The sequence below is a fragment of the Testudinibacter sp. P80/BLE/0925 genome (assembly GCF_053570785.1).
In genome coordinates, this window is sequence record NZ_CM131636.1 from 961,771 (window position 1) to 980,707 (window position 18,937).

Annotated in this window: 14 protein-coding genes, 2 tRNA genes and 3 rRNA genes; 11 read left to right on the forward strand and 8 right to left on the reverse strand. The window is 48.2% G+C overall.

Annotation, left to right across the window (positions count from 1 at the left end; genetic code table 11):
• The first annotated feature begins 262 nt into the window (after positions 1–262).
• The 7 genes from ACWA5Z_RS04570 (at position 263) to rrf (ending at position 8,325) form a co-directional block, all read left to right on the forward strand.
• On the forward strand, positions 263–1,774 hold the full coding sequence (locus ACWA5Z_RS04570; protein WP_431054132.1) for a sodium-dependent transporter: 1,512 nt from the start codon (positions 263–265) through the stop codon (positions 1,772–1,774).
• A complete protein-coding gene (locus ACWA5Z_RS04575) occupies positions 1,771–1,863 on the forward strand; it encodes a methionine/alanine import family NSS transporter small subunit (RefSeq protein WP_431054133.1) in 93 nt (30 codons plus the stop codon). Before ACWA5Z_RS04570 ends, ACWA5Z_RS04575 begins: the two co-directional genes overlap by 4 nt.
• Positions 1,864–2,221: 358 nt before the next feature.
• Positions 2,222–3,761 (forward strand): 16S ribosomal RNA (locus tag ACWA5Z_RS04580).
• A gap of 75 nt (positions 3,762–3,836) precedes the next feature.
• A tRNA-Ile gene (locus ACWA5Z_RS04585) sits at positions 3,837–3,913 on the forward strand.
• Positions 3,914–4,110: 197 nt separating this feature from the next.
• Positions 4,111–4,186, forward strand: a tRNA-Ala gene (locus tag ACWA5Z_RS04590).
• A 421-nt stretch (positions 4,187–4,607) separates the two neighbouring features.
• Positions 4,608–7,995 (forward strand): 23S ribosomal RNA (locus ACWA5Z_RS04595).
• A 214-nt stretch (positions 7,996–8,209) separates the two neighbouring features.
• Positions 8,210–8,325 (forward strand): 5S ribosomal RNA (gene rrf, locus ACWA5Z_RS04600).
• The 16S, 23S and 5S rRNA genes sit together here with 2 tRNA genes alongside, the layout of an rRNA operon.
• 184 nt (positions 8,326–8,509) lie before the next feature.
• Here the strand turns inward: rrf and pyrE are convergent.
• Complete coding sequence (gene pyrE, locus ACWA5Z_RS04605) at positions 8,510–9,151, reverse strand: orotate phosphoribosyltransferase (protein WP_431054134.1); 642 nt, start codon at positions 9,149–9,151, stop codon at positions 8,510–8,512.
• 20 nt (positions 9,152–9,171) lie between these two features.
• Positions 9,172–9,891: a ribonuclease PH gene (rph, locus tag ACWA5Z_RS04610; RefSeq protein ID WP_431054135.1), complete on the reverse strand. Its 720-nt coding sequence runs from the start codon at positions 9,889–9,891 to the stop codon at positions 9,172–9,174.
• A gap of 127 nt (positions 9,892–10,018) precedes the next feature.
• Between rph and ACWA5Z_RS04615 the strand changes: the two genes are divergently transcribed.
• Positions 10,019–10,882, forward strand: coding sequence for a YicC/YloC family endoribonuclease (locus ACWA5Z_RS04615; RefSeq protein WP_431054136.1), 864 nt, complete (start codon positions 10,019–10,021; stop codon positions 10,880–10,882).
• Positions 10,883–10,930: 48 nt separating this feature from the next.
• Here the strand turns inward: ACWA5Z_RS04615 and ACWA5Z_RS04620 are convergent, their stop codons facing one another.
• From ACWA5Z_RS04620 to epmB, 3 genes are all read right to left on the reverse strand, one after another.
• Positions 10,931–11,332: an MliC family protein gene (locus ACWA5Z_RS04620; RefSeq protein ID WP_431054137.1), complete on the reverse strand. Its 402-nt coding sequence runs from the start codon at positions 11,330–11,332 to the stop codon at positions 10,931–10,933.
• 71 nt (positions 11,333–11,403) lie between these two features.
• The gene (locus ACWA5Z_RS04625; protein WP_431054138.1) at positions 11,404–12,534 is read right to left on the reverse strand and encodes a LysM-like peptidoglycan-binding domain-containing protein; all 1,131 of its coding nucleotides are present in this window, start codon (positions 12,532–12,534) and stop codon (positions 11,404–11,406) included.
• A 93-nt stretch (positions 12,535–12,627) separates the two neighbouring features.
• The gene (epmB, locus tag ACWA5Z_RS04630; RefSeq protein ID WP_431054139.1) at positions 12,628–13,671 is read right to left on the reverse strand and encodes an EF-P beta-lysylation protein EpmB; all 1,044 of its coding nucleotides are present in this window, start codon (positions 13,669–13,671) and stop codon (positions 12,628–12,630) included.
• 70 nt (positions 13,672–13,741) lie between these two features.
• Between epmB and efp the strand changes: the two genes are divergently transcribed.
• Entirely contained in the window at positions 13,742–14,308 is a 567-nt protein-coding gene (gene efp / locus ACWA5Z_RS04635) for an elongation factor P (RefSeq protein ID WP_431054140.1), read from the forward strand.
• Positions 14,309–14,352: 44 nt separating this feature from the next.
• Here efp and folA read toward each other — a convergent pair whose 3' ends face one another.
• Genes folA through ACWA5Z_RS04650 form a run of 3 tightly spaced genes read right to left on the reverse strand, consistent with a single transcriptional unit; the run spans position 14,353 to position 16,115 of the window.
• A complete protein-coding gene (gene folA, locus ACWA5Z_RS04640; protein ID WP_431054141.1) occupies positions 14,353–14,838 on the reverse strand; it encodes a type 3 dihydrofolate reductase in 486 nt (161 codons plus the stop codon).
• Between the two features lie 16 nt (positions 14,839–14,854).
• Positions 14,855–15,322 (reverse strand): threonine/serine exporter family protein, encoded by a 468-nt coding sequence (locus tag ACWA5Z_RS04645; RefSeq protein ID WP_431054142.1) that lies wholly within the window; start codon positions 15,320–15,322, stop codon positions 14,855–14,857.
• A gap of 1 nt (position 15,323) precedes the next feature.
• Positions 15,324–16,115 carry a threonine/serine exporter family protein gene (locus tag ACWA5Z_RS04650; RefSeq protein ID WP_431054143.1) on the reverse strand — a complete coding sequence of 264 codons (792 nt, stop codon included), beginning with the start codon at positions 16,113–16,115 and terminating at the stop codon, positions 15,324–15,326.
• 126 nt (positions 16,116–16,241) lie between these two features.
• On the opposite strand from ACWA5Z_RS04650, the gene proB reads away from it, so the two are divergent.
• Both proB and proA read left to right on the forward strand, forming a co-directional pair.
• A complete protein-coding gene (gene proB, locus ACWA5Z_RS04655) occupies positions 16,242–17,390 on the forward strand; it encodes a glutamate 5-kinase (RefSeq protein WP_431054290.1) in 1,149 nt (382 codons plus the stop codon).
• Positions 17,391–17,526: 136 nt separating this feature from the next.
• A complete protein-coding gene (gene proA / locus ACWA5Z_RS04660; protein WP_431054144.1) occupies positions 17,527–18,789 on the forward strand; it encodes a glutamate-5-semialdehyde dehydrogenase in 1,263 nt (420 codons plus the stop codon).
• The last annotated feature ends 148 nt before the right edge of the window (positions 18,790–18,937 follow it).

An 18,937-nucleotide genomic window follows, 5' to 3' on the forward strand; every position in this document is an offset into this window, starting at 1 on the left:
TGGCTGTGATTTTCGCTATCTTATTTTGAACAATTGCTATTGTAAATGGTGAAAATGTTGATACATCGTTTCACCACAGGAAATTATCATGCGCCAAAGTGCGGTTTAATAAAGAATAAAATAGCAATTAAAGCAATTTTATAGTGTTTTTTTAAAACAAATTGCTTTTTTTGGCTAAAAATATGCTATATAGTGGCGAAGTTTAGATATTATCTATTCTTAATTATTTTAACATATCATGATTATTTTAGGAGGTTGAAGCATGGCTCAACAACACGCGCCGTCTTCACGTGAAACATTCTCCGGTCGTCGCGCTTTTATTATTGCGGCGATTGGTTCTGCTGTCGGATTGGGAAACATTTGGCGTTTTCCGTATATCACTTATGAAAACGGCGGCGGTGCATTTATTATTCCTTATGTGGTGGCATTGCTGACCGCCGGGATTCCGTTATTGTTTTTGGATTACGCTATCGGGCATAAATACCGTGGCGCAGCCCCGTTGTCGTTCCGTCGTATGACCAAAAGTTTAGAAACGTTTGGTTGGTGGCAGGTAATGATTAATATCATTATCGGCACTTACTATGCGGTGGTGCTGGGTTGGGCGGCGATGTACACCTACTACTCTTTCACCGGCGCTTGGGGTACGAATCACGCGGATTTCTTTTTTAAAGAAGTGTTGCAAATGGCGGATGCCGGCGTGAGTCTTGATTTTGTCGGCACGGTAACCGGACCACTGATTGCGGTGTGGTTGGTCTGTTTGGGGATCTTAGCGCTCGGCGTAAAAAAAGGGATCGGCAAATCTGCCGCGATAATTATGCCGTTGTTGGTGGTGATGTTCTTTGTTTTAGTGGGAACATCATTAACGTTAGACGGTGCGGCGAAAGGCTTAAATGCGCTATTCACGCCGGACTGGTCTAAATTATATGATCCGAAAGTGTGGATTGCGGCTTACAGCCAAATCTTCTTTTCATTATCCATTTGTTTCGGGATTATGATTACCTATGCGTCATACCTCAAACCAAAAACGGATTTGAGCGGCTCGGGCTTGGTGGTTGGTTTTGCCAACAGCTCGTTTGAAGTGTTGGCCGGTATCGGCGTATTTGCGGCGTTGGGCTTTATCGCAACTGCAAACAACCAACAAGTATCGGAAGTGGCGACATCGGGCATTGGTTTAGCCTTTATCGCTTTCCCTGCGATTATTGATAAAGCGGGCTGGATTATCGGCGTGCTGTTCTTCGGTTCATTGACCTTTGCCGCCTTGACCTCGTTAATTTCCGTGTTAGAAGTGATTATCGCGGCGGTGCAAGATAAGCTGCAAGCGCGCCGCGCCAAAGCTGTGTTTATCGTCGGTGTGCCAATGATGTTGGCATCGGTGTTGTTATTCGGCACGACAACCGGCTTACCGATGTTGGATGTGTTCGATAACTTCGTTAATAAATTTGGTATCGTAGCGGTGGCATTGTTCTCGATTCAAGCGATTGTTTTAACCAACAACTTACCGCAACTGCGTGAACACATTAACCGTGTTTCTTCGTTCCAACTGGGTAAATGGTGGGAAATCGTAGTCGGCGTAGTTACGCCGGTGGTGCTGTCGTACATGTTATTAAGCGAAGTCAGCGATGTGTTGAAAAACGGCTACGGCGGCTATCCGACATGGTTTGTAAATACCTTCGGTTGGGGCATGGCGATTGGCTTGATTGTAGTTTCCCATATTCTGTCTAAATTGGCGTGGAAACACGAAACCATTGATTTTACAAAAGGACATAAAAAATGAGTATCAGTGCAATTATCATGATGACCGTTGCCCTCGTGATTATTTGGGGCGGATTAGTGATTTCGATTAAACGCTTACCGAAAGAATAAGCCATATTTTTAACAATCCAACCGCACTTTTGCTGAATAAAACCACAAAAGTGCGGTTTTTCGTTTAAAAAAGCGCCGCTCGGAAATTTTTTGCAAAAAAGTGAAAAAAAGCTCTTGCAAAGAATCGCTGAATGTCTATAATGCGCACCTCACAACGACGCAGTGTGCTGTTTGAAGCCGGCGGTTGTGACTGTTCTTTAACAATATATCAGACAATCTGTGTGGGCACTTGTGCAAGGCATTGGTAATTTAAAGATTTAAAAAAACTAAAGTCTTAATGAGTGCTGATAGTAAATTCATAATTGAAACTTTTGTGGTTTCAATATTATAGTCAGAGATTCGTTGAGCGATTGAACTTGAATTGAAGAGTTTGATCATGGCTCAGATTGAACGCTGGCGGCAGGCTTAACACATGCAAGTCGAGCGGTAACGGGGAGTAGCTTGCTACTTTGCCGACGAGCGGCGGACGGGTGAGTAATGCTTGGGAATCTGGCTTATGGAGGGGGATAACTACGGGAAACTGTAGCTAATACCGCGTAATATCGAGAGATTAAAGGGTGGGACTTTCGGGTCACCCGCCATAAGATGAGCCCAAGTGAGATTAGGTAGTTGGTGAGGTAAAGGCTCACCAAGCCGTCGATCTCTAACTGGTCTGAGAGGATGACCAGTCACACTGGGACTGAGACACGGCCCAGACTCCTACGGGAGGCAGCAGTGGGGAATATTGCGCAATGGGGGGAACCCTGACGCAGCCATGCCGCGTGAATGAAGAAGGCCTTCGGGTTGTAAAGTTCTTTCGGTGATGAGGAAGGTGTTTTGTTTAATAGACAGAGCAATTGACGTTAGTCACAGAAGAAGCACCGGCTAACTCCGTGCCAGCAGCCGCGGTAATACGGAGGGTGCGAGCGTTAATCGGAATAACTGGGCGTAAAGGGCACGCAGGCGGATAGATAAGTGAGATGTGAAATCCCCGAGCTTAACTTGGGAACAGCATTTCATACTGTTTATCTAGAGTTTTGTAGAGAGGGGTAGAATTCCACGTGTAGCGGTGAAATGCGTAGAGATGTGGAGGAATACCGGAGGCGAAGGCGGCCCCTTGGACAAAGACTGACGCTCATGTGCGAAAGCGTGGGGAGCAAACAGGATTAGATACCCTGGTAGTCCACGCTGTAAACGATGTCGATTTGGGGGTTGCCTGTATGGGTGGCTCTCGAAGCTAACGCGTTAAATCGACCGCCTGGGGAGTACGGCCGCAAGGTTAAAACTCAAATGAATTGACGGGGGCCCGCACAAGCGGTGGAGCATGTGGTTTAATTCGATGCAACGCGAAGAACCTTACCTACTCTTGACATCCTAAGAAGAGCTCAGAGATGAGCTTGTGCCTTCGGGAACTTAGAGACAGGTGCTGCATGGCTGTCGTCAGCTCGTGTTGTGAAATGTTGGGTTAAGTCCCGCAACGAGCGCAACCCTTATCCTTTGTTGCCAGCATGTAAAGATGGGAACTCAAAGGAGACTGCCGGTGACAAACCGGAGGAAGGTGGGGATGACGTCAAGTCATCATGGCCCTTACGAGTAGGGCTACACACGTGCTACAATGGCGTATACAGAGGGAGGCGAGAGTGCGAGCTTAAGCGAATCTCTTAAAGTGCGTCGTAGTCCGGATTGGAGTCTGCAACTCGACTCCATGAAGTCGGAATCGCTAGTAATCGCAAATCAGAATGTTGCGGTGAATACGTTCCCGGGCCTTGTACACACCGCCCGTCACACCATGGGAGTGGGTTGTACCAGAAGTAGATAGCTTAACCGAAAGGGGGGCGTTTACCACGGTATGATTCATGACTGGGGTGAAGTCGTAACAAGGTAACCGTAGGGGAACCTGCGGTTGGATCACCTCCTTATATATGACTGATGATTTTGTATAGGTGTTCACACAGATTGTTTGATAGAAAAGAAGACAGACCGTATAGAGAGATAGGCTTGTAGCTCAGGTGGTTAGAGCGCACCCCTGATAAGGGTGAGGTCGGTGGTTCAAGTCCACTCAGGCCTACCAATTCTACTTATTCTGCACCGCTTTGAGGGTTGCGATACTCATATGCTCGCGCATACTGCGTTTCTCACCTCAAATCGCTTTTGAATAAGCGAATTGGCTTTTAGCTTCATCATCTTGAATATCTGCGATGCCCATGTGCTGTTCGCACACTGCGCTTCTCGATTTCAACCTGATATCGCTAAATACGGGAAAAGAAAGGGGCTATAGCTCAGCTGGGAGAGCGCCTGCTTTGCACGCAGGAGGTCAGCGGTTCGATCCCGCTTAGCTCCACCACGCTTTAACTTGTCACAACGAGGTCAGTAATGACTGAAGTATCGGTGATAAGGGTTTATTGATTAATAGTGAGTTTTCTTAGCCAACGCTTTATGAGGGATTAAAAAACCTAAAGTGCGGTTAAGAGGATTGAGTATTGGTTGAAAAACCGATTTGTTCTTTAAAAATTTGGACACAAGCTAAAAACTGAAGAGAACTCAAGCGTTCGAAAGGACGTAAGAGCTGAGTATTCGAAAATCGAGCAATCGAGAATCGAATTGGGCTTGTTTGGTGAGAAAAGGCACTGAGCAGGTCAGCGTAGGGAAACTTACGCACGAGTCAATGGAAGACGGCTTTGGGAATGGAAAGCGGACTGAACGAAACGGGCACGAAAGTGGTTAGTTGAAATGAAAGTGCGGTATAAAAATTCTTGAGGTTGTATGGTTAAGTGACGAAGCGTGCAGGGTGGATGCCTAGGCAGTCAGAGGCGAAGAAGGACGTGCTAATCTGCGAAAAGCGTGGAGGAGTTGATAAGAAGCGCTATCACTCCACGATATCCGAATGGGGAAACCCAGTAGATGAAGAATCTACTATTGTTAACTGAATCCATAGGTTAACAAGGCGAACCGGGAGAACTGAAACATCTCAGTACCCCGAGGAAAAGAAATCAATTGAGATTCCGTAAGTAGCGGCGAGCGAACACGGAGAAGCCGTTAGTGATAGTAAGTGAGTTAGGAGAATGAGTTGGGAAGCTCAATCGCAGAGGGTGATAATCCCGTATCCGAAGGCACAGTTACGGTACTAAGCTAACAGCAAGTAGGGCGGGACACGAGAAATCCTGTTTGAAGATGGGGGGACCATCCTCCAAGGCTAAATACTCCTGACTGACCGATAGTGAACCAGTACCGTGAGGGAAAGGCGAAAAGAACCCTGGTGAAGGGAGTGAAATAGAACCTGAAACCCTGTACGTACAAGCAGTGGGAGCCCCCCACTTAAGCCTATTGAAGGATAGGATAAAACAACCGCACTTGATGGTTAACAACTTGCGCAGCAAGTTGGTCAACAATAAAAAATCAAGCAGTGGGCTTAAGGGGGGGTGACTGCGTACCTTTTGTATAATGGGTCAGCGACTTATATTGTGTAGCGAGGTTAACCGAATAGGGGAGCCGAAGGGAAACCGAGTCTTAACTGGGCGAAGAGTTGCACGATATAGACCCGAAACCCGGTGATCTAGCCATGGGCAGGTTGAAGGTTGGGTAACACTAACTGGAGGACCGAACCGACTACTGTTGAAAAAGTAGCGGATGACTTGTGGCTGGGGGTGAAAGGCCAATCAAACCGGGAGATAGCTGGTTCTCCCCGAAATCTATTTAGGTAGAGCCTTAGACGAATACCTTCGGGGGTAGAGCACTGTTTCGGCTAGGGGGTCATCCCGACTTACCAACCCGATGCAAACTGCGAATACCGAAGAGTAATATCTAGGAGACACACGGCGGGTGCTAACGTTCGTCGTGAAGAGGGAAACAACCCAGACCGCCAGCTAAGGTCCCAAAGTCTATGTTAAGTGGGAAACGAAGTGGGAAGGCTTAGACAGCTAGGATGTTGGCTTAGAAGCAGCCATCATTTAAAGAAAGCGTAATAGCTCACTAGTCGAGTCGGCCTGCGCGGAAGATGTAACGGGGCTAAAACATAGCACCGAAGCTGCGGCATTCAGATGACAGATTTCAGATGTCAGGAGACAGTATGGCAATCAAGTTTGAAGATTTGAAGGTGTTTCAACGCGCTTATAAAGTGTCGTTGGAAATTCATCAAGCGAGCTTGGATTTTCCTAAGATAGAGCAATATGCGTTAGGAGACCAAGTTAGACGGGCAAGCAAAAGCATTTGTGCAAATTTAGCCGAAGGTTTTGCAAGGCAACGTACTAAAGCGGATTTAAATCGATTTCTTAGCATGGCAATAGGCAGTGCTGATGAAATGCGAGTTTGGTTAAGATACTGTTATGACTTGAAATATGTAGATGAACAAGATTGGCAAAGATGGCGTAATGAATACGAAGAAATTGCGAAGATGTTACAAGGTTTTGGTAAAACACCGAAACCTGACGTCTGAAATCTGTCATCTGATTGGGTAGGGGAGCGTTGTGTAAGCGGAAGAAGGTGGCTCGAGAGGGCTGCTGGACGTATCACAAGTGCGAATGCTGACATAAGTAACGATAAAGGGGGTGAAAAACCCCCTCGCCGGAAGACCAAGGGTTCCTGTCCAACGTTAATCGGGGCAGGGTGAGTCGGCCCCTAAGGCGAGGCTGAAGAGCGTAGTCGATGGGAAACGGGTTAATATTCCCGTACTTGTGATAAGAGCGATGTGGGGACGGAGCAGGTTAGGTTATCCGGGTGACGGAAGTCCCGGTCCAAGCGTGTAGGATGGATGATTAGGCAAATCCGGTCATTTATATCAGAGGCGTGACGGGGAGACTCCACGGAGTCGAAGTAACCGATACCACACTTCCAGGAAAAGCCGCTAAGCTTATCTTATCATAAACCGTACTGAAAACCGACACAGGTGGTCAGGTAGAGAATACTCAGGCGCTTGAGAGAACTCGGGTGAAGGAACTAGGCAAAATAGCACCGTAACTTCGGGAGAAGGTGCGCTGACGGTAATTGAAGTCCTTAACGGATAGAGGTGAAGTCAGTCGAAGTGACCAGCTGGCTGCAACTGTTTATTAAAAACACAGCACTCTGCAAACACGAAAGTGGACGTATAGGGTGTGACGCCTGCCCGGTGCTGGAAGGTTAATTGATGATGTGAGAGCATTTGATCGAAGCCCCAGTAAACGGCGGCCGTAACTATAACGGTCCTAAGGTAGCGAAATTCCTTGTCGGGTAAGTTCCGACCTGCACGAATGGCGTAATGATGGCCAGGCTGTCTCCACCCGAGACTCAGTGAAATTGAAATCGCCGTGAAGATGCGGTGTACCCGCGGCTAGACGGAAAGACCCCGTGAACCTTTACTATAGCTTGACACTGAACATTGAATTTTGATGTGTAGGATAGGTGGGAGACAGAGAAGTATTAACGCCAGTTAATATGGAGTCGTTGTTGAAATACCACCCTTTAAGGTTTGATGTTCTAACACAGACTGCGGCACGCGGTCGTGGACAGTGTCTGGTGGGTAGTTTGACTGGGGCGGTCTCCTCCCAAAGCGTAACGGAGGAGTACGAAGGTTTGCTAATCACGGTCGGACATCGTGAGGTTAGTACAATGGTATAAGCAAGCTTGACTGCGAGACGGACATGTCGAGCAGGTGCGAAAGCAGGTCATAGTGATCCGGTGGTTCTGAATGGAAGGGCCATCGCTCAACGGATAAAAGGTACTCCGGGGATAACAGGCTGATACCGCCCAAGAGTTCATATCGACGGCGGTGTTTGGCACCTCGATGTCGGCTCATCACATCCTGGGGCTGAAGTAGGTCCCAAGGGTATGGCTGTTCGCCATTTAAAGTGGTACGCGAGCTGGGTTTAGAACGTCGTGAGACAGTTCGGTCCCTATCTGCCGTGGGCGTTGGAAAATTGAAAGGGGCTGCTCCTAGTACGAGAGGACCGGAGTGGACGCACCGCTGGTGTTCCCGTTGTTTCGCCAGAAGCATTGCGGGGTAGCTATGTGCGGGAGAGATAAGTGCTGAAAGCATCTAAGCACGAAACTTGCCTTGAGATGAGTTTTCCCACACTTAGAGTGTGTAAGGGTTGTTTAAGACGAAGACGTAGATAGGCGGGGTGTGTAAGTGTAGTGATACATTGAGCTAACCCGTACTAATTGCCCGAGAGGCTTAACCATACAACGCTCAAGGGTTTTACCCAAAAGCCGAGAGAAAGTTGTAAGAAAAGACAAGAGACGAAAGAGCGAAGTCAGAAGCTCGAGTAGGGCTCGAGGAGTTTGAATCAGATTAGCTTGTGACCGAATAGGAATAACAGCGAAAGAAACGCTGAAAGAATAAAAAATAGAGAACAAAACAAAGTAAGAAGAAACAAAGACAATCAAGCCGAATTATTCCGGCGGCGATAGTGCGGTAGCACCACCTGATTCCATGCCGAACTCAGAAGTGAAATGCCGTAACGCCGATGGTAGTGTGGGGTCTCCCCATGTGAGAGTAGGACACCGCCGGATATTATTGAATAGAACAAAAGCCCTTTGCAGTCATGCGAAGGGCTTTTTTGCGTTTGGGCGGAAAAAGCCTGAGGCAAGAAGGCTAAGCAATACGAAGAAATACCCGTGCGGTTTGCAGTGAAGTTCAATGAGAAAAGTATGGCAACAGGCTGAATTTTGGTAATAATCAGCCTGAAAGTGGTTATCAAACGCCGTATTGTTGACGATATGCCTGCATTGCGGGTAGGTATTGTTGATAGTTCGGATTGGTTTGTAAGAACTGCAACAGATCGTCGAAATTGATAATCGATAGCACGCGACAACCATAATCCCGTTCCACTTCTTGAATGGCGGAGAGTTCGGCTTGTCCGCGTTCTTGGCGGTTTAATGCAATCATTACCGCACTTAATTGCGCCTGATTAGCGGCGATCAGCCGCATTGATTCGCGAATCGCCGTGCCGGCGGTAATCACATCATCGACCAGCAGCACCTTGCCTTGTAACGGGCTGCCGATTAAATTGCCGCCTTCGCCGTGATCTTTGGCTTCTTTGCGATTAAAACAGACGGCTTTATCGACAGCAAAGCGGCTTGCCAACGCCACGGATACCGTTGTCGCAATCGGAATACCTTTGTATGCCGGTCCGAAAATCACATCGTAATCCAATTGCGCCGCTTGAATGGCGGCGGCATAAAACTCGCCTAGGCGCGCCAGATCGTTACCGGTGCTGAACAAGCCCGCATTAAAAAAATAGGGGCTGATACGCCCTGATTTTAAGGTGAATTCACCGAATTTCAAGACATTGCGGCTGAGGGCGAATTCGATAAATTGTTGTTTGTAATCCTGCATAAAGAGACCTTACCGATAAATTAGTGATCATTTAATGCCGCACGCTGTACCGCAAAAATCTGCTCAATACCGCCTTTCGCCAAATCCAGCAACCGTAATAACTCTTCATGGCTGAACGGCTCGCCTTCTGCCGTGCCCTGCACTTCAATCATGCGCCCGTCTTCTGCCATCACGACATTCATATCGGTTTCGGCGGCGGAATCTTCCGCATATTCCAAATCGCAGACCGCATTTCCCTCGACAATGCCGACCGAAATCGCCGCAACCAAGCCTTTAATCGGGTTGGTTTTTAAATCGCCATTGGCGAGTAAGGTATTGACCGCATCAATCACCGCCACGCATGCTCCGCTGATCGCCGCGGTGCGCGTGCCGCCGTCGGCTTGAATTACATCGCAATCGACGGTAATGGTGCGTTCGCCGAGTGCGGTCAAATCAATCATGGCGCGCAGAGAACGCCCGATCAAACGTTGAATTTCCAAAGTGCGCCCGCCTTGTTTACCACGCGCCGCTTCGCGCTGCATTCTGACATTGGTCGAGCGCGGCAACATGCCGTATTCGGCGGTGATCCAACCTTGCCCCTGCCCTTTTAAGAAACGTGGCACGCTGTTTTCCAAACTGGCGTTACACAGCACTTTAGTGTCGCCGAATTCAACCAATACCGAACCTTCGGCGTGTTTGGTATAGTGGCGGCTGATTTTAATCGGGCGGGTGGCTTGTACAGGGCGATCGTTTGGACGCATCGGTATTCTCCATAATAGATTTGAATTAAACGCCGCTATTCTAACACCAAACCGCACTTTAGACACGACAGTGCAGCAAAGAATCAGTACAATACAACCGGTTTAATCATCGAATAAAGGAAAAATTATGATTTACAGTATGACCGCTTTCGCCCGTCTGGCGCTGAAACAGGATTGGGGCAATGCCGTATGGGAAATTCGTTCTGTCAACCAACGCTATCTGGAAAATTTTTTCCGTTTGCCGGAGCAGTTTCGCGGCTTGGAAAATAATCTGCGTGAGAAGATCCGCCAACGGATTACGCGCGGAAAAGTGGAGTGCAATCTGCGTTTGGAATTAAAGCAGCAAACCGCACTTGAGCTGCAATTGAATCAGCCGTTAGCGCAGCAGGTGCTGAAATCGCTGCAATGGCTGAAACAGCAAACCGGTGAAGGGGAAATCAATTTAACCGATGTATTGCGTTATCCGGGCGTGGTTGAAACGCCGGAGCAAGATTTGGATCAAATCGCGCAAGATCTGCTAAACGGCTTTGATCAACTGCTTGATGAATTTGTCGCCATGCGCGGACGTGAAGGGCAGAAATTGCAAGAGATTATCCAACAACGGCTTGAGGCGATCAACGTTGAAGCGGACAAAGTGCGGTCGCAAATGCCGAAAATTCTGCAATGGCAACGGGACAAACTGCAACAACGTTTTGATGAAATTCAACTGCAAGCCGATCCGCAACGTTTAGAACAGGAAATGGTATTGTTGGCGCAACGGGTCGATGTGGCGGAAGAGTTGGATCGCCTGCAAATGCACGTGAAAGAAACGACTTCGATTTTGAAAAAAGGCGGTGCTGTCGGGCGTAAACTGGATTTTATGATGCAGGAATTGAATCGAGAATCCAACACCCTTGCCTCAAAATCGATCAATGCGGATATCACCAATTCGGCGGTGGAATTAAAAGTGTTGATTGAACAAATGCGTGAACAAATTCAGAATTTGGAATAAGGTTGGCAAAGTGCGGTTATGTTCTTTAACGCATAACCGCAGTTATATTTACTCCCGCACGCAGCCTTTGACAATCACCTCGCCCAAGCTGTTGCTCAAGACCGCACTTTCGCTTTTTTCCCACCAGTTCCATTGGATATTGGCGTAACGTTTACCGCTGTCGGACACTATCGGTTGTAAGTGTTGGCTAACGCCTTTAAACGTCAATTGAATTGACGGATTTTTTGAGTGTTGTTGAATTGCCAAGGCATTTAATACAACCACTTTAATCTCGGTTTCATTGGCGCAGTGATAAATATACGTCACATTTTGGCTTGGCAAGGTTTTATTGGAAACGCTAGACGCAGAGGTGCTTTGTTGAATCGGTTGTAATGTCTGTGGTGCGGCATTCATATATTGACAAGCAGACAGAAACAACAGAGTTGTGCTGAATAGAAGCGGTTTTAGCATAGGATCTTCTCTTGTAAATATAAAATCGAAAACGAAAAGCGCCATGATCAAGGGATCATGGCGCTCCAGACTTATGGCTTGTAACTGTAACTGCCGTCACTGTTACGGCTAAAGGAAGCGCCGTTTTGTAAGGTTAGGCGGTTGACCCGTCCTTGCGAATTCAGTTGAATAGTGACTTTATCACCCGGTTTGAAACGACTTAACGCTTTTTCACCGCCGTTGGTTTTGGTCATGGCGTTGACGTCGGCAATATTCAGATTATTGTTGCGGAACACCTGCATTAAGCTGACGCCTTGCGGAATGGTCAATGTGCGGCTGCTCGTGCTTTCTGTTGCGGCGGCAGTGTTGTTTGTTTTTGCCGATGCAGTGGTTTTTGGCGCGCTGGTCGCTTTGCTGGTTTCCGCTTTTTTCACCGGTTCTTTTGCTACGCCGGCGGTATTACGCGTTGGTGTTGCCGTTGCTTTTTTTGCCGGTTGTGCTACTTGCGCCGCTTGTGTTGCGGATTGAGCGGTTTCAGTTTGTGCGCTTTGAGTTTGTTGCGCTAAAGCAGTTGCCGCGGCGCTATTGGCTGTGCTGTCAGAAGGTGTCGGGACACCGCTGTCACTTTGCCCGGCAGTATTATTTGGCAATAGGACATTCGCTTCGGCATTTTGCTCTAGCGGCTGATTGACAACGTCCTCTTCCGATTGGTTCAACGGTTGGAATTCAATCGGTAACGAATTGGCATTTTGCGCCTGCAATGCATCGACGGTGGTGGTGGAACTTGGCTTCAGCCAAAAGAAAATCAACAGCACTAAGATTAATGCCAACAACGCGATAAATAGACGGCGGTGTTTAGCCGGCAAACGGTTGAGCAGTTCCCAAGTTTCCGGTTTTTTCAAGCGTTGGCTTAACGGTTCGCGTTTTGCGCTGCCTGCATTGAGATTGGCGGTTTCCGCTGCGGTTTCACTGATGGTTTCAACATTCGCTTCCATGTTTGCGGCTTGTGTCGGTTGTTGTGGATTCGTCGGGTTCACGCTTTCCTCCTTGTGTTCACGTTTTGGTAACAGCCCTTTGGCTTTATCCAAAAATGAAGGTTTTTCTTCAATCGGTTTTTTTGGAGTGATTGGCTCCATGTTGCTAAATTCAAATTTTAATTGGTTTTGTTTTTCATGAGACGATACGTCGTTATCGCCGGTTTTCTGCGGATTGTCAGAAGTCACACTGCACCTCAAATGTAAAAATACGTTTTTATCAATAAAAATATTTGTCTATTCTAAAGGAATTAGACAAAAGAAAAACAGTTTTTGCTGGAATTATTCTGAATTTTTATCAAAATTTGCCCCAAATAGGGTTTTATTCGGCTCGCCGGCAATTTCACGCGCCAACTTCGGCACCAGATAACCGGAGCTGATTTTTTGCAGCTCGCGATAAATTGCCAATGCTTGTTCGTCGTCCAAATAAAAATGCGCCGCCCCTTGCACCTTATCCAGCAAATGCAAGTAATAAGGCAAAATGCCTGCGTCAAATAGTTTGTCGCTTAACTGTTTTAGCACTTGCGCATTGTCGTTCACTCCTTTTAGCAGCACAGCTTGGTTCAACAACATCACATTTGCCGCTTTTAGGCGCTCCAAATGGTCGATTAAAGTGCGGTCAATTTCATTCGGATGATTGATATGGGTGACCAACACTTTGTGCAAGCGCGACTGCGACAAACGTTGGCAAAGTGCGGTGGTAATCCGTTGCGGAATCACCACCGGCAAACGCGTATGAATACGTAGCGTTTTTACATGGGCAATTTGTTCAAGTGCGGTCAGCAACCAGGCTAACTCATGATCTTTCGCCATCAGCGGATCGCCGCCGGAAAAAATCACTTCGTCGATTTCAGGGTGGGCGGCGATATAGTCAAGTGCGGTCTGCCAGTTCTGTTTATTGCCTTTGTTGTCTTGATACGGAAAATGGCGGCGGAAGCAGTAGCGGCAATTCACCGCACAGCCGCCTTTCACCATCAACAACACGCGATTATGGTATTTATGCAACAAACCCGGCACCGCACTTTGCTGCTCTTGCAGCGGATCAGGGCTAAAACCCTCTGCCGCTAAAAATTCTTGTTGCGCAGTCATCACCTGTAAAAATAACGGATCGTGCGGATTGCCTTTTTCCATTTTGTCGATAAACGGTTGCGGCACGCGCAACGGAAACAGTTTGCGCGCGGCAAAATCCTGTTCAGACCGCACTTGGCTTAAATTGAGCTGTTGCAGTAATTTTTCCGGGTCGCTGGTGGCATGAGCAAGATAATCGAGCCAATCGTCGCTTTGCTGAATTGGCACTTCTCTAAAGTGGGTGTTTTGCGGTATCATATGCGAGTTTTATTAAAATTTTATCTGATCTTGTCTTAAGATCGGGCTTTTTTCAAGTAATGAGGACATTATGGCAACCTATTCTACCAGTGATTTCAAACCGGGTCTTAAATTTATGCAAGACGGCGAACCTTGCGTGATCGTCGAAAACGAATTCGTGAAACCGGGCAAAGGTCAGGCGTTCACCCGTACCCGTATCCGTAAATTGATCTCCGGCAAAGTGTTGGATGTGAACTTCAAATCCGGCACGACGGTTGAAGCGGCGGATGTGATGGATACCAACCTGACTTTCTTATACAAAGACGAAGATTTCTGGCATTTCATGAACAACGAAACCTTCGAGCAATTGTCTGCCGATGCCAAAGCCGTGGGCGACAACGACAAATGGCTGTTGGATCAAGCGGAATGTATCGTCACCTTATGGAACGGCGCGCCGATTTCCGTGACCCCGCCAAACTTTGTTGAGTTGGAAATCGTGGATACCGATCCGGGGCTGAAAGGCGACACCGCCGGAACCGGCGGCAAACCGGCAACCTTAAGCACCGGCGCCGTGGTGAAAGTGCCATTGTTCGTGCAAATCGGCGAAGTGATCCGCGTGGATACCCGTTCCGGCGAATACGTTTCTCGCGTAAAATAATCGATTGTTTTAAAACTGAAAACCGAGCAAATGCTCGGTTTTTGTTATCTCGCCTTTTCTAACACCATAAAACGGCAGGCGTAAGCGTTTTTCTCATCGGCAGGTGCGATTTCTTCCTCGGCGATCTTCCATTGGTCTAAGTCAATCTCAGGAAAAAAGGTATCGCCTTCAAGAGCGGTTTGAATCTCGGTTAGATAGAGCTTATCGGCTAACGGTAAACTTTGTTTAAACAACTCGCCGCCGCCGATAATCATCACTTCTTCTGCCGTTGTACACAAACCAAGTGCGGTTGGCAGGCTGTCCGCCCATGTTACATTTTCATGCACAAACGGCTGGCGCGACAGCACAATATTGCTGCGGTTCGGCAACGGACGACCAATCGACTCAAAGGTTTTGCGCCCCATTATCACCGGCTTGTTCAAGGTGTTGCGTTTGAACCACGCTAAATCGCGCGGCAAATGCCACGGCATTTGATTATCTTTGCCGATAACGCGGTTTCGGGTGAAGGCGACAATCAGACTGATTTGCATGAGGGAGATCCTATCATTAAATAACCGGGCGTTGGCGGTAAAACAATAAGCCGGGCAATGCCAAGCCAAACGCCAGTGCCCCGAGAATAAAACCGGATTTAACAAAATTATCGACGGCTTGTTGGAACAGTGCTTCAGAATAGCCGATATGGTGGATTTGCACAACGGCGATCATCGCTTTATAGGCAAATACGCCCGGAATCATCGGAATAATCGCCGCCACCGTGAACACTTTCGGATGGGCGAGATAGCGCTGCGACAAATATACGCCGATAAACCCGATTAAGGCGGCGGCGAAAAAAGTGGCGAAAAGCAACGGCATATCGATGGTGATTAATAACAGTTTGCGAAAACCATGTCCCAGTGCGCCCAATAACGCACAATATTTCAGCGCATTTTGCGGCACGTTGAACAACAAGGCGAAACCGACCGCCGGAATGGCGGCGAAAAACATATCGTCGATTAAGCGGAGTAGCAAATCCATATCAAATGCCCCACTGGTTGATATTGAACAAACTTAAGGCAAATACGATGCCGATACAGGCGCCGAAGGTCAGCACCGTGGCTAATGCCCAACGTCCGATTCCCATATTGGTATAACCTTTCAAAATATCGGACAGGGCGTTAATGAACGGGAAACCCGGCACAAGCAGCAAGACGCTCGAGGCAATTGCAATTTGCGGATCGTTACCCAAGCCGAAACGTAATGATAAACCGGAAATACCGGTCGCAACAAAGGCAGTGGCGGCAAATACGATCATCGGATTGTAATGCTGGCCGGCTAATTGCTGGCGCACGAACATCGCGGCGCAGGACGCCAAAAAGGTGATCAGGCAAATTAACGCGTCGCCGCCGGCAAGGTGGGCAAATGAAGCACAAGAAAGACCGACCATCAAGAGCACATAATAACGGTTATATTTTAACGGCTTGATGTTATACAGTTTTTTTCGCACGACGGCACTGTCATAAATGTGGTGTTCCGCCGCAATCACAATATGTTGCACTTCGGTCACCACATGCATATTAATCCCGCGATCCTGATTTCGGCGCGCGGTGGTAATACAGTGCCCTTGATGTAAGGTGGTTAGCACCACCGCGTTGGCGGTCAGCGCCACTTCGACACTTTCTACTCCCAGCGCTTTGCCGAGGCGGGTGGCGATTTGGCAGACTAAGGTGCTTTCCGCTCCGTGTTGCAATAACAAAAGTGCGGTATGCACGCAAAGCCGGGTGATTTCTTGCTGTGCCGCTTGGCTGAGGGCGGCGTTTTTTATCGCCATAATCTCTCCGAATAATCGTCGCTAAAAGCAATTTTATTACATGATTTTTATACCGATTAATGGTAACGTAATCGCCACTTTGTTATTTATTTTAGATCAAGAATTATGCAAAAAGATTCGCATTCCATGACGATTGAGACAAAACAGAAGCCTGTCACGGCAAAAAATACGACGCTAAAAACCGTGGTGTTGAAATTCGGCACCAGCGTTTTGACCCAAGGGTCGCCGAAACTGAGCCGCCCGCATATGCTCAATATCGTGCGCCAATGTGCGTTACTGCAACAACAGGGCTATCGGGTGGTGATTGTCACTTCCGGTGCGGTGGCGGCAGGGCGGCATTATTTAAACCACCCGCAACTGCCGCCGACCATTGCCTCAAAGCAGTTATTGGCGGCGGTCGGGCAGAGCCAATTGATCCAAACTTGGCAACATTTATTTGAAATTTATGATATTTACATTGGACAAATGCTGCTGACCCGTGCCGATTTGGAAGATCGCGAGCGTTTCCTCAATGCGCGCGACACGTTGAATGCCCTATTAGATAACAACATTATCCCGATTATTAATGAAAACGATGCGGTGGCGACGGCAGAAATTAAAGTCGGCGACAATGATAATCTGTCGGCTCTCGTTGCGATTTTAGCGAATGCCGATCAACTTTATTTGCTTACCGATCAGCAAGGTTTATTCGACAGCGATCCTCGCGCCAACCCAGCGGCACAGTTGATTCCCTGTGTGGATAAAATCACCGAGCATATCCGTTCGATTGCCGGTGGCAGCGTATCGGGTTTGGGCACGGGCGGCATGAGCACCAAAATCACCGCCGCCGATATTGCCACCCGTTCCGGAATTGAAACCATTATCGCGCCCGGCAGCCAAGAGAATGTGATTGTCGATTTGGCACAGGGTGCAGCCATCGGTACTAAATTTAATGCCTTGTTATCACCGTTGCAACGCCGCAAACAATGGCTGTTTGCCGCGCCGTCGGCCGGCACGTTGGTGATCGATCAAGGGGCGGAAAGTGCGGTATTGCAAAAGCAACGGTCGTTATTGCCTGCCGGGATTGTCCAAATCGAAGGGCGTTTCTCGCGCGGCGAAGTGGTGCGGATCCGCACTCAACAAGGCAAAGATATTGCGATTGGTGTGGCGTGCTATAACAGTGATGCGTTGACGTTAATCAAAGGCAAGAAATCGGCGGAGATTGCACACACGCTGGGATATGAATATGGTGCCGTTGCGATCCACCGTGATGATATGGTACTTTTATCGGTCTAAAAAACGGAATAACTGTGTTGGAAATGCTCGCTGAAGCCCTACTTCAGCTGCGCTTTCCGCCTTGTTCTTCCGTTTTTTACAGGTGATAACGGGAATGACGGCGTTGCACGATAATACAGCTAGAAAGGACAGAAAAATGACAATCGATTTAGTGAAAATGGGCAAACAAGCCAAGCAAGCGGCGTTTGAGTTGGCGCAATTGTCCGGCGCGGAAAGAAACCAAGCGTTACAGGTGATTGCCGATCAGTTGCAAGCGCGCGAAGCGGAAATTTTGGCGGCAAATGCGCTTGATATTGCCAATGCCGAAGCACAAGGGATCAGTGCGGCGATTATTGATCGCTTATTACTCACTTCCGCACGCTTGCAAGGGATTGCCGATGATGTACGCCATGTGATTTCGCTTGCCGATCCGGTCGGCAAGGTGATCGACGGCGGTGCGCTCGACAGCGGACTCTCGATTCAACGAGTGCGCGTGCCGTTGGGCGTAGTCGCAACCATTTATGAAGCTCGCCCGAATGTGACCATTGATGTGGCTTCGCTGTGTTTAAAAACCGGCAATGCGGTGATTTTGCGCGGCGGTAAAGAAACCCGAAATACCAACGAGGTGTTGTTACAGGTGGTGCAAGACGCCCTGCAACAAGCCGGTTTGCCGGCAAGAGCGGTGCAGGCGATTATCGATCCCGACCGCACTTTGGTCATGCAACTGCTGAAACTGGATCGCTATGTCGATATGATTATTCCCCGCGGCGGCGCAGGCTTGCACCAACTGTGCAAAGAGCATTCGACCATTCCGGTGATTGTCGGCGGAATCGGCATTTGCCATCTGTTTGTCGAACAAAGTGCGGATCTGACGCGTGCCTTGGCAGTAATCGACAATGCCAAAACCCAACGCCCGAGTGCCTGTAATTCACTGGAAACCTTGCTGCTGCAACGCAATATCGCCGCCGAATTTATACCACACTTGGTACAGCAACTTGCCGATAAAAAAGTCCGTTATTTCGCCGATACAGAAGCCTTGCCACTGTTGTTGCAATGCGGTGCCGAGGCAAGTGCGGTCAGCGATGACAAGCTACGTAACGAAGCGTTGTGTAACAATATGAATGTGATGATTGTCGAGGATATTGACCAAGCGATTGTGCATATCCAAGAATACGGCAGCCACCACTCCGACGGCATTCTCACCGAATCGCAAGCGTTGGCGCGCAAATTTGTCAAACAAGTGGATTCGGCAACGGTGTATGTGAATGCCAGCACCCGTTTCACCGACGGCGCACAATTCGGTTTGGGCGCAGAAGTGGCGGTCAGCACGCAAAAACTGCACGCGCGCGGTCCGATGGGCTTGGAAGCCTTAACCACCTATAAATGGGTGTGTTATGGGGATTATTTGAGCCGTGCTTAAACATAGAATCAGAACGCTGTAATCTATAAAGTAGGGGGCGGATTATATATCAGTCCGAACCGCACTTCGCATTTTACGATTGTAGATTAAATACTTACATCTCACTTCGTAAACGGGCGGATATTTAATCCGCCCGCTTTGTCTTATC

Bases quoted from the DNA above. Each gene is read 5' to 3' on its own strand.
- pyrE (WP_431054134.1), bottom strand. From the start codon at position 9,151: ATGCAGGATTACAAACAACAATTTATCGAATTCGCCCTCAGCCGCAAT.
- ACWA5Z_RS04575 (WP_431054133.1), top strand. From the start codon at position 1,771: ATGAGTATCAGTGCAATTATCATGATGACCGTTGCCCTCGTGATTATT.
- ACWA5Z_RS04620 (WP_431054137.1), bottom strand. From the start codon at position 11,332: ATGCTAAAACCGCTTCTATTCAGCACAACTCTGTTGTTTCTGTCTGCT.
- proB (WP_431054290.1), top strand. From the start codon at position 16,242: ATGACGATTGAGACAAAACAGAAGCCTGTCACGGCAAAAAATACGACG.
- epmB (WP_431054139.1), bottom strand. From the start codon at position 13,671: ATGATACCGCAAAACACCCACTTTAGAGAAGTGCCAATTCAGCAAAGC.
- efp (WP_431054140.1), top strand. From the start codon at position 13,742: ATGGCAACCTATTCTACCAGTGATTTCAAACCGGGTCTTAAATTTATG.
- folA (WP_431054141.1), bottom strand. From the start codon at position 14,838: ATGCAAATCAGTCTGATTGTCGCCTTCACCCGAAACCGCGTTATCGGC.
- rph (WP_431054135.1), bottom strand. From the start codon at position 9,891: ATGCGTCCAAACGATCGCCCTGTACAAGCCACCCGCCCGATTAAAATC.
- ACWA5Z_RS04570 (WP_431054132.1), top strand. From the start codon at position 263: ATGGCTCAACAACACGCGCCGTCTTCACGTGAAACATTCTCCGGTCGT.
- ACWA5Z_RS04645 (WP_431054142.1), bottom strand. From the start codon at position 15,322: ATGGATTTGCTACTCCGCTTAATCGACGATATGTTTTTCGCCGCCATT.
- ACWA5Z_RS04650 (WP_431054143.1), bottom strand. From the start codon at position 16,115: ATGGCGATAAAAAACGCCGCCCTCAGCCAAGCGGCACAGCAAGAAATC.
- proA (WP_431054144.1), top strand. From the start codon at position 17,527: ATGACAATCGATTTAGTGAAAATGGGCAAACAAGCCAAGCAAGCGGCG.
- ACWA5Z_RS04615 (WP_431054136.1), top strand. From the start codon at position 10,019: ATGATTTACAGTATGACCGCTTTCGCCCGTCTGGCGCTGAAACAGGAT.